The sequence below is a fragment of the Nitratireductor aquibiodomus genome, from assembly GCF_900105565.1.
GTDB lineage: Bacteria > Pseudomonadota > Alphaproteobacteria > Rhizobiales > Rhizobiaceae > Nitratireductor > Nitratireductor aquibiodomus.
Genome location: NZ_FNSL01000002.1, coordinates 113,056 through 125,864, shown reverse-complemented (window position 1 = coordinate 125,864; position 12,809 = coordinate 113,056). Strand labels below are relative to the sequence as shown.

The 12,809-nt window shown below is 63.1% G+C and carries 13 protein-coding genes and 1 riboswitch; of the genes, 5 read left to right on the top strand and 8 right to left on the bottom strand.

The genetic code is table 11. The features are described from left to right. The first annotated feature begins 76 nt into the window (after positions 1-76). The 5 genes from BLW55_RS19735 to BLW55_RS19715 all read left to right on the top strand — a co-directional run bounded on the left by BLW55_RS19735 (position 77) and on the right by BLW55_RS19715 (position 4,351). Positions 77-1,018, top strand: coding sequence for a DUF1403 family protein (locus tag BLW55_RS19735; protein WP_090330125.1), 942 nt, complete (start codon positions 77-79; stop codon positions 1,016-1,018). A gap of 87 nt (positions 1,019-1,105) precedes the next feature. Next, a riboswitch (TPP riboswitch) is annotated at positions 1,106-1,218 on the top strand. Then, positions 1,212-1,820 carry a YkoF family thiamine/hydroxymethylpyrimidine-binding protein gene (locus tag BLW55_RS19730; protein ID WP_025031419.1) on the top strand — a complete coding sequence of 203 codons (609 nt, stop codon included), beginning with the start codon at positions 1,212-1,214 and terminating at the stop codon, positions 1,818-1,820. (Overlaps the previous riboswitch by 7 nt.) Before the next feature lie 4 nt (positions 1,821-1,824). Further along, a complete protein-coding gene (locus BLW55_RS19725) occupies positions 1,825-2,613 on the top strand; it encodes an ABC transporter permease (RefSeq protein ID WP_025031418.1) in 789 nt (262 codons plus the stop codon). Next, entirely contained in the window at positions 2,610-3,365 is a 756-nt protein-coding gene (locus BLW55_RS19720; RefSeq protein WP_007007341.1) for an ABC transporter ATP-binding protein, read from the top strand. Before BLW55_RS19725 ends, BLW55_RS19720 begins: the two co-directional genes overlap by 4 nt. Beyond that, a complete protein-coding gene (locus tag BLW55_RS19715; protein WP_090330124.1) occupies positions 3,362-4,351 on the top strand; it encodes an ABC transporter substrate-binding protein in 990 nt (329 codons plus the stop codon). The genes BLW55_RS19720 and BLW55_RS19715 overlap by 4 nt, the downstream gene beginning before the upstream one ends. Positions 4,352-4,479: 128 nt before the next feature. Here the strand turns inward: BLW55_RS19715 and BLW55_RS19710 are convergent, their stop codons facing one another. The 8 genes from BLW55_RS19710 to BLW55_RS19675 all read right to left on the bottom strand — a co-directional run bounded on the left by BLW55_RS19710 (position 4,480) and on the right by BLW55_RS19675 (position 12,647). After that, positions 4,480-5,358 (bottom strand): DUF1684 domain-containing protein, encoded by an 879-nt coding sequence (locus BLW55_RS19710; RefSeq protein WP_090330123.1) that lies wholly within the window; start codon positions 5,356-5,358, stop codon positions 4,480-4,482. Between the two features lie 65 nt (positions 5,359-5,423). Next, positions 5,424-6,740: an acyl-CoA thioesterase/BAAT N-terminal domain-containing protein gene (locus BLW55_RS19705; protein ID WP_090330122.1), complete on the bottom strand. Its 1,317-nt coding sequence runs from the start codon at positions 6,738-6,740 to the stop codon at positions 5,424-5,426. Between the two features lie 61 nt (positions 6,741-6,801). Further along, entirely contained in the window at positions 6,802-7,713 is a 912-nt protein-coding gene (locus BLW55_RS19700; RefSeq protein ID WP_090330121.1) for an Ldh family oxidoreductase, read from the bottom strand. Beyond that, the gene (locus BLW55_RS19695) at positions 7,710-8,429 is read right to left on the bottom strand and encodes a GntR family transcriptional regulator (RefSeq protein ID WP_090330120.1); all 720 of its coding nucleotides are present in this window, start codon (positions 8,427-8,429) and stop codon (positions 7,710-7,712) included. Before BLW55_RS19695 ends, BLW55_RS19700 begins: the two co-directional genes overlap by 4 nt. A gap of 21 nt (positions 8,430-8,450) precedes the next feature. Beyond that, the gene (locus BLW55_RS19690) at positions 8,451-9,266 is read right to left on the bottom strand and encodes an ABC transporter permease (RefSeq protein ID WP_007007346.1); all 816 of its coding nucleotides are present in this window, start codon (positions 9,264-9,266) and stop codon (positions 8,451-8,453) included. A gap of 1 nt (position 9,267) precedes the next feature. Continuing rightward, complete coding sequence (locus BLW55_RS19685) at positions 9,268-10,074, bottom strand: ABC transporter ATP-binding protein (protein ID WP_244439639.1); 807 nt, start codon at positions 10,072-10,074, stop codon at positions 9,268-9,270. Next, on the bottom strand, positions 10,071-11,090 hold the full coding sequence (locus BLW55_RS19680) for an ABC transporter substrate-binding protein (protein ID WP_007007349.1): 1,020 nt from the start codon (positions 11,088-11,090) through the stop codon (positions 10,071-10,073). Before BLW55_RS19680 ends, BLW55_RS19685 begins: the two co-directional genes overlap by 4 nt. Positions 11,091-11,603: 513 nt before the next feature. Continuing rightward, complete coding sequence (locus BLW55_RS19675) at positions 11,604-12,647, bottom strand: class I SAM-dependent methyltransferase (protein ID WP_177175151.1); 1,044 nt, start codon at positions 12,645-12,647, stop codon at positions 11,604-11,606. Between the last annotated feature and the right edge of the window lie 162 nt (positions 12,648-12,809).

Genomic DNA, 12,809 nt, shown 5'->3' with positions numbered 1-12,809 from the left:
TGAATGATAAAGACAAGCTGTGCGGTTTAGAGCGAGAATACTGGAAAAAACCGCACATACCATCTAGGTTGCGGGCATGGATTCGCCCGTTTCTTTTCCATCTTCAGACGCAGCCCTGCCGAAATGGGCAGTGTCGCGCGGGGCTGCCTCGAGCGAGCGCGATGCCGGTTTTGCCGCCGGTGTTGCGCTTGGGGCGCTCGATGATCTTGTGCGGAGTGAACCCGCCTGGTCGGGCTGCTGGCGCGCGCGCCAGGCGCTGAAATGCGCCGTTGCCGCTTCAAGGCTCATGGGACGGGGGGAGGACGAGAAGGCGCTGCGCGATGCCGTTCTGCTGACCGCGGCCGGTGACGATCCGGGCCCTGCGGGCAGGATATTTCTCGCCTACAGACGAATGGCAGCGCGCCGCTTCATGCCGTCCACGTCTTCCATAGCCGAACTCGCTGGCCTTCTCGGCATGGCGGTGGATGACAGGCTGGCGGCCGCCGTCGATCATGCCGAGGATGCGCTCCAGTCCGGAAGCGCGCCGCCCTTCGCGGCGGCAGAGCTCGTCCGGCGGATACTGGCGGAACATGCGGACGCCGAGCCGCTGGCATGGGCACTGGGGGATGGGTTAATCGCAACGATGTTGAACTGGCCTCGCCCGGTACCGCTTCTCATGGCGGAACGCTATGGGACCGCCTTTCGCGTGAGTGGGGAGAGCGGGCGGACCGGCCCGGCTGATCCTGCCTTTGCCCGGGCGGTGTGCCTCGCGCTGGTTCAGGGGACTGAGGGCGCGCTCCGCTCGGCTGGTGAAATATCTCGCCGCGCCGACACACTTGCCTCCGTTTTGCCGAAACTGCGCACAAAGGGGGCGGGCACGGTCGTTCAGAAACTGCTGGATGACGATGCCGTGCCGGCTTCAGCCCCCGGCTGCAATCTTTCCCGCTGGGCAGCCAAGCGGCTTTTCGAGCGGCTTGAGCATTTTGGTGCCGTGCGCGAACTCTCCGGCCGCGGGTCGTTCCGGATCTTCGGATTGTGAGGTCTGTGGATAGCCGGGTAATTTTTCATCCGGGCACCGTTTCCTGAACAAACTGCTTGCTTTGCGACACGGGATTTGGTTCGTACCGGGCATCCACAGGGGTGCCGCGTATCGCCGCGGCTGAGATGAGGGTGCAAATCCTCGGGCCCTAGAAGCTGATCTGGGTAATGCCAGCGGAGCAAGGAGGACAATCATGTTCGCAGGTGCGCAGCTTTCCCTTTATCCGATGACCGACAATTTCGTCGACGTCATCATGTCGTCGCTCTCTGCGTTCGATCCTTACCGGGACCGGTTGCGGATCGAGACCGACGACATCTCCACGCTCGTCGTCGGCCCGCCGGAAGTATTGTTCCCGGCGCTGCGCGATTTCTACGTCGCCGCCGCCTCCACCCGCCACCATGTGGTGCTGCGCGCCACGCTCTCGCGCGGCTGCCCCGGCGAGCCGGATGATCCGATCTGCAGCACCTCTGCACTCGCCAACCCGTCGGAGCCGCTCGCCGAACGGCAGAAGGCAGCACTTGCGGCGGTGGCCAATGCAAAGACCACATCGGAAACCGCACGCGCGCAGTTCTCGCTTTATGTGATGGGCGCCGGCGACCACATGGCGGAGATCATGGGCTGCATCGACTTTCTGAAGTCGAGCGGCGTCTTCGACCGCTCCAAGAATTTCTGCAGCCGTCTCACCGGCGATGCAGGCCCGGTTTTCGCGACGCTCGAACAGGCCTTCTGCAGGTTCGGTCCGCCCGAAGGCCATGTGACGGTCGATTTGACCGTTTCCGCCAACAGCCCCTCCACGGCCTGATCCCATGTCTAAGGGTCGGCCCCGTCCTGCGGGCGGACGGCTGGCGCGCGGCTTGCCTGCCCTGGCAAGCGTTGTCGGTGCGGTCCTCCTTTGGGAAATCTATGTGCGGCTGTCGGGCATTTCGCCGCTGGTTCTGCCCGCGCCCTCGCGCGTCATCGAACAGATGGGTGTCAACCGCGCCCTCCTGTGGGAGAACACGCTGCCGACGCTGAGTGCGACGCTGACCGGCTTTGCCTTCTCCGTCAGCATCGCCTTTGCCCTCTCCGTGGCTCTCGATTTCCTGCCGAAGCTGCGGCGGGCCCTGTTCCCGATCTTTGTCGTCAGCCAGACCCTGCCGCTGGTGGCCATCGCGCCGCTTGCCGTTCTGTGGTTCGGTTTCGGTCTCACGCCGAAAATCCTGCTCGTGGCGCTCGTCACCTTCTTTCCCATGCTGGTGGCGCTGGTCGATGGCTACGAATCCACCGATCCCGAGATCGAAACGCTGATGCGCTCCATGGGCGCGTCGCGGTGGAAGGTGTTCCGGGCGGCGCGCTTTCCCTCGGCCATGCCCTATTTCTTTGCCGGCCTGCGGATCTCCATCACCTATGCCGTGGTCGCCGCGATCTTCTCCGAATATGTCGGCGCGCGCGCCGGGCTCGGCATTGTCATCCTCAACGCCAAGAACAGTTTTCGCCCGGACCTCATGCTGGCGGCGGTGGTGGTCAGCTCGACGCTGACGCTGGTGCTCTTCGGTGTCTCGGCGCTTCTACAACGGGCGCTGCTGCGCTGGCGTGAAGCGGGGCAGACACGATGAGCGCTCTTGAAATGCGCAATGTGGGCGTGACGCTCGGCGAAACCGCCGTGCTCGACGATGTATCGCTGCATGTGGGGCAGGGGGAGTTCGTCTCCATCCTCGGCCCTTCTGGGGCGGGAAAATCCACCCTGTTTCGCCTGCTCACCGGCGCGCTTGCGCCGGATCGCGGCGAGATCCTGCGCGATTGCGCACCCTTGAAGCGCGACGGCCAGACCTTCGCCTTCATGCCGCAGCGCGACGCGCTCATGCCCTGGCGGCGCATCATCGATAACGTCATTCTGGGGCTGGAAGTGCAAGGCGTGCCCCGCGCCGAAGCGCGCGCCCGTGCGCTGCCGCTGTTCGCCGAGTTCGGGCTGGAAGGTTTCGAGCAACGCTATCCGGCAGAACTGTCGGGCGGCATGCGTCAGCGCGCAGCCCTCCTGCGCACGGTCATTCAGGCCCGCCCGATCCAGCTTCTCGATGAACCCTTCGGCGCGCTCGACGCGCTCACCCGCGCGCAGATGCAGCGCTGGCTGGAAGACCGCTGGCGGGCCGCGCGCTGGACCACGCTGCTCGTCACCCATGATGTGCGCGAGGCGGTGGCCCTTTCGGATCGCATCTATGTGCTGTCGCGCCGTCCCGCCCGCGTGATTTCCGAGGTCGTCGTCCGCGCCCCGCGCCCGCGCCTTGGCGCGCCCCTGCCGGACGATGCCCGCGCGCTGGAAGAAGACCTTTTGAACACCTTGCTCAGTCAGACAGGAGAAAGACCATGAAAAGCCTGATAGCCGCAGCCCTGATGCTCGGCGCGATGGCGCTGCCGGCAACGGCGCAGGAGCGCCTGAGCGTCGCGCTGGACTGGACGCCCAACACCAACCATGTGGGGCTTTACGTCGCCCAGGCGAAGGGCTGGTTCAAGGATGCCGGCCTTGACGTCGAAATCCTGCCCTACACCGACACCTCCTCTGGCACGCTGGTCGCCACGGGCGTCGCCGAATTCGGCATTCTCAGCTCCATCGGCTTCTACAGCCAGCGCGCCACGGGCGCCGACCTCACCGTGGTCATGGCGGTGATGCAGCACGAAACGGGCCGTCTCGTCTTCAATGGCGAGCGTGAAGACATCCAGCGCCCGGCCGATCTCGATGGCATGACCTATGCCGGTTTCGGCAGCGCGTGGGAGCAGGCCCTCATCTCCACCATTATCCAGAACGATGGCGGCAAGGGCGAGTTCGAGACCGTCACGCTCGGCACCTCCGCCTATGAGGCGCTTGCCAATGGCACGGTCGATTTCACGCTCGAGGTCAGCACCTGGGAAGGCGTGAACTCCGTGCTTCTCGACCGCCCGCAGCGCGCATTTCGCTATGCCGACTATGGCGTGCCGGATCAGCACACCACCTATCTCGGCGGTAACGGAACCTGGCTGAAAGCCAACCCCGAAACCGCCCGCGCTTTCGTTGAAGCGGCCCAGCGCGGCTATGCTTTCGCTGCGGAAAACCCGGATGAGGCAGCCGAAATGCTGATCGCTGAGACCGGCGGCATGCTCTCCAACCCGGAGCTGGTCCGCGCTTCCATGCAGGCCATCGTGGGCGGCGGCTACCTGCAGGACGAGGGCGAGCCGGTCGGCCTCATCGATGCGGACATGTTCGGCAACATCACGAAGTTCATGTTCGAGGCGGGCGTCATGCGCGATGCCGACGGCAAGCGCCTCGAGGAGATGCCGGACGTCTCCACCTGGTTTACCAATGCGTATCTGAAGCGGTAGACGAAACGGTCATATTATTTGACCCTGACTCTGGATCGTCGGCGTTCAGCCGGACGCACAAACGACGATCCAGGGTATTGATGGAGCATCGGACCGAAAAAACGGCTTCGCCTGTTCGGTCCGATGTTCTAGGCCTTTGCCTGATAGGTCATTGTCCGAACCACGTTCTGCACAGGACGTTTCTCGCCGGCCAGAACCTCGAAATCGAGCTGGTTTTCCGGTGGAACGAGGGGGCAGGTCACGAAGTTGGTGAAGGCGCAGGGCAGCGCGACCGCATAGTTGAAGTCGATCCAGTCGATGCGGGTGTTGGTCTCGTCGGTGAACTGCAGTTCGATGACGCGGCCTGCTCCATAGGTGATCGCGCCGTTGGTCTTGTCACGCACATGCGCGACCGGCTGCACGCCATGCGGCGTGTCCTTGCCGATGAGCACGATCTCGTAGCTCTTGCCCTTGTACTCGAAGGTGAAGGTGCCCATGCGTGGCGTGGACTCGCGCACACCTTCTTCTACCGTTTCGGCTTCGTAGTCCGTGCGCTCGGTGGGTGTGTAGAAGCCGGGGATGCGCCACTCGGGATCGTAATCGAAAGCGGTGACACCGGCGTCTTCCAGACGCGTGGCCTCGTGGGGGTCGCGCACGCGCACGCCGAAAAGCGGCTGGCCGTCATGCGTTGTGCGCAGAAGCGTTTCCACCTCGTTGCGGCCGAAATAGACCGGAAGGCTCTCGCCATGACCATAAGTCTGGTTGCGGCCCGGAATGATCTCCACCGGACCGGTGGGGTATTCGCCGTTCACCGACAGGTTCGGGCCTTCGGCGGGCGGGGTGAACATGATGCGTCCGTCTTCCACCGACCACGTGCCCGGCAGAAGGTCGAAGGTGACACCCTGATCGTCTTTCTCCAGCCAGTACTGCGCAACCAGCGAAGTCCAACCATACGGACGGAACATCTTGGCGACATGGGCATAGCGCCATTCGCGCCATTGACCTTCAAGGTGTTCTCTCGTGGGCATGTTCATCTTCCTTTCGAAGGATAGGGTTGTCTGCTTGCGCAAAAGAAAGTGGATGAGCCGGCGCTTCAGCCGGCCGGGCGTGTAAGCTCGTCGAGGAATGCGAGGACACCGCGCCACGAGCCTTCATCCGCCCGTGCGTTGCCTGATGGCGTGCCGCCATTCGTGTAGGGTACTTTCGAAACCGGGTGTTCGCGGCTCAACTGGGTCGAGGGCACGAAGGGCAGGTTGATCGCATGGCCGGCGTCATCGAAGTCGAGATGACGGACGAGGTGCGGGTGGTCGTGCCGGCTGAGGGTGGAAACCACCATTTTCGAATAGAGGCTCGATGGCCAGGCGCGGTCGTCGCGGCCTGAAACGAGCAGAACGGCGGCCTTCGTGTTCTCGATCGGGATGCGCGCGCGTGCGGCCAGATCGGTGTCCTTCAGCCCCTCGAAGAAGACGGAATGATGCCGGTTCGGTGGTGCTTCACCGCCCCAGGGGTGCCAGTGCACGGCCTTGTTGTCCTGCCAGAGATGGGTAAGCGGCTCACCACCCCGGGTCCAGGTCACGCCCTGCCAGCCGCCACGAGCGGGATCGCCCGCACCCTGTGCGCCATGCACCATGGCGCCGGGCACATAGGCGATCACGGCGGAGATGAGATCGGGGAAGGTCGCGCCGAGAAGCAACGAGAGTTCACCGCCGCGCGACTGACCGGCAACCGCCACGAAACCGTCGCGCGGCTTGAGCGTGCGGTGCGCCCAGTTGAGGCCGGTCTCCAGATATTCGAGCGGGGTCTCGGTGATGAAGGGCGACAGGCCCGGAGCCTTGAAATAGCCAAGCGCGAAAGCCTGATAGCCATGGGAGGCGTAAAGCGCGCCGCGCGGCTCGTTGATGCCGCCGCCGGAACCGTTGAGCACCACCACGACGGGATGCGGGCCGGGGCCTGCGGGCGTGAAGAGCGTGCCGACCAGACCGTCTTCGCGGATCTCCTGCCGCTCTACGCCTTCAGCTGCGAGGCGCTGGAGAAGCGCGCCCTGCGCCCTGACGCCGACGGCGGTTTCCGCCGTCAGCTCGGTCTTTAGCGGCTGCATGACGTCGTCCGGAAAAAGCTCCTGACTGTTGCTGTCGACCGGCTTCTGGCTCCAGATGAGACCCATTGCCGAGATTTCCGCATAGTCGCCGCCAACGGGCGCATCGCGCGTCAGATCAACGACGCCGTCGGCATCGGCCATGAATGTCGCTTGGCTGTACCAGACAACGCCGCCGGCCCGCACCGTCCGCGCGGAAATCGCGACGAGCTCGTCGGGCGCGAGGCCCGAAACGACAATGCGGCGTGGCTCGTCGATCAGCCCGTCAGCGGGGGTGACGGAAACAACGGGCGCGGAAGCAGGATTTGTCGTCATCTAAGGCACCATTTCTGCATAGGAGAATTTCAGCGGTTTGAGGAAGAGCGGTGCGGCATTGTCACTGCGCCCTGCCGGAAATGCGTGCGAGCTGTGCATCGAGGCGTTTTGCGAAATCATCGTCCAGCGCGGCTTCGGGCGAGCGCGCGCCGCCGCGCGGCCAGTGGCCGCCGCTTCCGGTCCAGTCGCTTTTGAGGGCTGCAAGCCGCGCCTGCCAATCAATGCTGTCTCCGGCCGCTTCAGGATCGAAGGCAAGCAGGAACACGCCCCGGCCTTTTGGGTCGTCGCGGCCACCGCCGGCGACGCCGGCCAGAAGTTCGACCACAAGGCCGAGCAGGGAGCCGACCTGTCCGCCGCGCGGCAGAAGTGCGGCGACCTCGGAGGCGATGGTGGTTGGCTGTCCTTCGCCATTCAGCGCAATTCCCTCCGGCAGGGGGGCGCCGGTGCTGCGGGCGTTGCGGATGTCGGCCATGGTGGCTGTGCTGCTTGCCACGTCGATCACCACGCGGTCTGCGCCGGTGCCTATGGCGAGGGCGAACGGATTGGTGCCGATGACGGCGCGCGTGCCGCCGTGGGCGGCGACGAAAGGCGGGCCTTCGGCCCCGGCGATCCCGACAAGGCCGGCATCGGCAAGATGGCGAACGAAGGGAGCGAGCCGGCCGAAGCCCCTGACGCCACGCAGAAAGACGGCGGCGATGCCCTTCGCCTGAGCGGCACCGGTGAGGTCCAGCGTGGCGCTCGCAACGGCAAGCGGTGCAAAGGAGGCCGAGCAGTCGAGCCAGCTTACGGCCTGCGGGGTTTCGGCAGCGCGAACGGGCGTGGTGTCGGCTGTCCACTCATCGAGCATCGCAATTCCGAAACGCGGCTGCCCGAGCGCATCGGCTTCGATCAGTGCTGCGGCTGCAAGTTTCGCTGCCGGACTGTCGCCAAGCGCTGCCGACAGCCGCGCAACTGCGTCGGGAAATGCGATCATTCGTCCATGCCCCGCGCTGCATTGCCGATCTGGACTTCGCCAGCGGATAGGTAACCGAGCGTCATCAGGCGTTCGATCAGGAACTCCCGGCTGTGTTTGATGTGGGCCGCTTCGATGGCGGCCGCCCGCTCGCCATCGCCGGCCTCGATGGCGTCGACAAGCGCTGTGTGCTCGTCCGAGTGCTCGCCGATCTTCACCGAGAAGTCGATTGCGAAGCGCAGAAGGCGCTCCAGTTCGTCGAACAGGGTTTCCGAGAGAGCGACAACGCGCTTGTTGCGGCTGCACCGTGCGATGGCGACATGGAAGCGCCGCGCCACCTGCTGCATGGCCCCGATGTCGAGCGGCGTGGCGTATTCGGCGACGATCTCGCGCAGCTCGGCGATGTCGGCGGGCGTGGCGTAACGCGCTGCCTGCCGTGCCGCGTGCGGGCCGATGGCCGCGCGCAGATCAAGAATTTCGTGCACGGCCTGAAACGTGATGGTGGCCACGCGATAGCCGCTGCGCGGCAGGATCGTCACGAGCCCGTCGGCCGCCAGCTTCTGCATGGCGTCACGCACCGGCGTTTTCGAGACGTCGTAGTCACGCGCAATGGAATTCGCATCGAGCGTGGTTCCCGGTGCTATCTCGCAACGCACGATCTTCTGCCGTAGCGCAAGGTAGATGCGCTCCGAAACGGGTGTGTGGGCGTTGGGGGCCGGGCCGGTGTAGACGGTCATGAGCCTCTTGTCCTCAGCCGATCAGTTTTTCGCCCAGGCTACGAAATGCCGCTCCAGCGCCTCAAGGGCGAGGATGGTGAGATAGCCCATGACCGAGATCACGACGATGCCGACGAACATGCGCGAGACCGCAAAGGTCTGCCACGACGCCCAGATGAAGAAGCCGACGCCGCTGCGTGCGCCGAGGAATTCGGCGGCCGCGATGATGATGTAGGACGAACCCGCGGCAAGCTTCAGCCCGGTGAAGATGCTTGGCAGCGCAGCAGGGAAGGCGATGCGCGTGAAGGTCTGGAACCGGCTCGCGCCTGCGTTCTTGGCAACATCCATGTAGATTTGCGGGGTCTGCAGGACACCGCCCATGGTGTTGTAAAACATCAGAAAGAAAACGCCGATGGCGATGACGACGAACTTGGAGGCGTCGCCGACGCCGAAGATCAGCAGGATCAATGGGAGGATGGCGATCTTCGGCACAGGATAGAGCGCGGAGAAGATCGGACCGAGGAGGCGGCGAACAGGCCGGGAGAGGCCGAGGATGAGGCCGAGCGTGATGCCGGGAACCGCACCCATGACATAGCCCACACCCACGCGGCGCAGGGTTGCGCCGATATGCTCAAAGAGCTCCAGGCTTACGATCATGCGCCAGGCCGTTTCGGCGATGGCGCTGGGAGCCGGGAAGAAGCGGCGGTCGATCAGGTTGAACTGGCTCGACAGCTCCCAGATCAAGAGAAGCAGAAGCGGGCTGAAATAGGATGCGAAACGGAAGAGTTTCTCACGTCGAGCCGGTGCTTTGAGCCGGCGCAGTTCGTCTTCGGTCAGTGTCGTGGTGGGAGCGCTCATCTCATGCCTCCGCAGGAGAGGCCAGCAAGCGCCAGACCTCGTAAGTCATATCCCAGAAACGCTTGTCGCGGCGCATCTCGACCACGTCGCGCGGGCGCTCGAAGGGGACCCGCATGTCGGCGACCAGCCTGCCGGGACGTGGCGACATGACGAGAACGCGATCCGCCAGCGTCAACGCTTCATCGACGCTGTGCGTGATGAAGACCACGGTCTTGCCGGTCGTCTCCCATATCCGCAACAATTCCTGCTGGAGGACCAGACGCGTCTGTTCATCGAGCGCGCCGAACGGCTCGTCCATCAGCAGAATGTCGCGGTCGTCGACAAGGGCGCGCGCCACGGAGACGCGTTGTTTCATGCCGCCGGAAAGCTGGTGGGGGAGGGCGCTGGCGAATTCTGTAAGGCCGGTCAGTGTCAGCATTTCGCGCACGCGTTCGGCCTGTTGTGAACGGGGCGTGCCTTTCAGGCTCAGCGGGAAAGCGATGTTCTGCGAAACGGTGAGCCAGGGCAGAACGGACGCTTCCTGGAAAACCATTGCCGGCGGTGTGGAGCTGTGAAGCTTCACCGTGCCGTTCAGCTCGTCCTCAAGGCCTGCGAGAATGCGCAGTACCGTTGTTTTGCCGCAGCCGCTGGGGCCGACAATGCAAACGAATTCGCCGCGTTCGACTTTAAAGCTGACATCGGAGACGGCCACGGTCACGCGGTCGTCCTGGCTGTCATAGAACGCCTTGGTAAGATGGTTGACCTCAATGGCCGCTCCGGCGGATTTCGCCGGAGCGGGAGGCAGTTTTTCCTGCGCGGCCTGCATCATTTCTTGCTTGCGAGTAGGTCGTTGGCACGCTGCAGAAGATCGCGGCGATAGACGCCGTCGATATCGGAAAGCCCTTCATATTCAAGTGCACCGCGCTGACGGAAGAACTCTTCCTGTTCACGCACGGACTCCATGTCGATGGCACCATCTTCGGAGCGAACCGTATAGGGGATGCCACGCAGGGCGTCTGGCTCGGTGCCGGTGTAGTTCGAGACGATTTCGAGAATCCTGTCGTCCTGCCAGCCGCCATTGTCGAGCTGGCGGGCAGCCTTGAGATAGGCTGCTACGAAGCGCACAACCGCGTCTTCGTTCTCTTCAACGAAATCCTGATTGAAGGCGATCAAACCAAGCTCTGTGCCAAAGGTGTGATCTTCGACCAGGCGGCGGCCCAGCCCCTGTTTTTCGAGCTGGTGAGCGAAAGGCTCGATGCTCCAGCCGGCTTCAAGGCCGCCATTTGCGAAGGCGGCAGCCGTTGCGGGCGGCGGCAGGTAAACCGCCTCGACATCTTCTATTGTCAGGCCGCCCTTCTCGAGTGCCTTTGCCACCGAATACATGCCGAAACCGCCGGGGCCGGGAATGCCGATGCGCTTGCCTTTCAGGTCGGCGACGGTGCGGATGCCTTCGTCCCACGCTTTCTGCGACACCATGAATGGCGAGGGGGAGGGAACCGTGTCGGGCATGCGTGCCATGGTGGCAATGATGGAGACGGTTGCGCCACGGTCGAGCGCGTTGAAAAGGCTGGAAGCCCAGGTGGCGGCACCTGCTTCGATGTTGCCGGAGGCAAGCATCTGGATGGTTTCGGCCGTGTTGCCCTTGGGCGAAAGCGTCACGTCAACGCCAAACTCCTCGAAATAGCCGAGGTCCTCGGCGACGAAGAAGGGCGCATAGTCGGCGAAGGGCGAATAGAGGAACTCGATCTCCGGCAGGTCCTGGGCCCTGACCGGCAGGGCGGCTGCGGGCGTCAAAGCGGCAGCGAATGCGGCTGCCATAAGAACACGACGACTGACTGAGAGCATGCGTGAGACTCCTCCTTCTCCGCAAAAATTGTTTTCCGCGCCCGGACGATCTGCTTGCCGGTTACGAAGATTGGCGCCGGCTTGCATAAGTCGGGCCTGAGAAGAAAGCCTACAACTGATGTATCAGATACGCAACTTGATATTTTAATTTTGTCGTGCCGGTTTGGCATTACCGATAGGGATCGGCTGCAGTGTCCCGTTATGCCGCCCGCGCCATCACATATGAAATGCCTGCGGTTTCGGTCTGTCGCAGGCAAAAAAATTGCGGGACCGAAGCCCCGCCTTTCAGAAGCCGGATCACGCCGTTTCAGGTTCCCGGATTTCCTCGACCCTGTATCCGCCATTGTGCACGCAGATCAACGATACCGGCTGCAGTGGCACCATGGTTCCGCGCGTGTAGATGATCTCGCCGCCGAATGGGCAGACCTAATTGCGAGAGGTCCCGTGGCCACCAAACCGAAGTTGGGTGGCCAGCCAGGTCTGGCTTTTCACGTGAGAGGATGAGGCTGTCGCTCAGGCCGTGTGCTTGCGGATGACACCGTAGACGATGTTGCGATTGCTGCCGTAAAACACCTCGGTCTCGGCATGGTTCCTGTCAATCGCGCGGTCGATTATGTCCTGCATGTCCTTGTCCGCACGCAGGATCAGCGGCCAGTCCATGAAGGTTTCCATGTAGCCATCGGTGGTGATCTCGTCGCTGAAATTGGCGAACAGGAATTCTCCGCCCGGCTTGACCAGTTCCATGGCGCGTTGCGTGAGGCGGATTGCGACTGCACGCGGCAGATAGTCGTAAAGCCCCGACGCATAGACGAGATCGAACGTGCCGAGACTGTAGGAGCGGCGCAGGATGCCTTTCACGGAACCGTCAATGGCCTCCACACCAGTGCCGGCCAGGTCCCGGTTGACCGTTCCCACACTGATCGGGTCCTGATCCAGCCCGATCCAGCGCTTCAGCTTCTTTCCGGCCAGGGCCGTCGAGAGTTCCGCTTCGCGCAGGTGACCGCATGCGATTGCAAGAACTTCCGCATTCTCCACACGCTCGGCGGTGGCATCCACCGTGCGCGCAAGAATGTCGCGCCGTTCGCGTCCGGCGACCGAACTCGCTGCTTCGCTGGTGTAAGCGTAGATTTCACGGCCGAGTTCCGTGGAAGAAGCCACGATCTCGTCGGCGCTTGGATGCTTGTAGTAGATGTCGAGCAGGCTGGCATCGCCGGAATAGCCGCGCGGCTTGTCGAAGGACCAGCGCGTGAAGGGATCCTGCTTCAGAAACTCTGAAACCGGATGCTCCTGAGCCAGGGGAATGAGCTGTTGCCATACGACAGGCGAAGCCTGGTTGCGGAGATCGTGCAGACGGGCCGCCAGACGGTCGACAATGTCCGCTGCCGGTGTGCCCGATTCGAAGCCCTGGCGCGCCAGATCGAGAACCAGCGCAAGCTGGGCAACCTTCTCCTTTAACTCCGTTGAATCGGCTACATCCGACGTGGTCGTATGCTTCTTGACGAGCTGAGATGTGATCAAACTCTGCTCATCAAGCTTCAGGTGAGAGGCTTGTGCCACTGGTCCGTCCCCATTGATTTGCACACTTTCACTATACCCACACAGACCGGGATGCGAAAGAATTTAATCAATTTCGACTAAAAGTTATCCGGGTTCAGGACCTCGATAAGCCGGGTAAAAGAGACGGATGATCGTGTCATCATTTACGCACTGTTAATATAA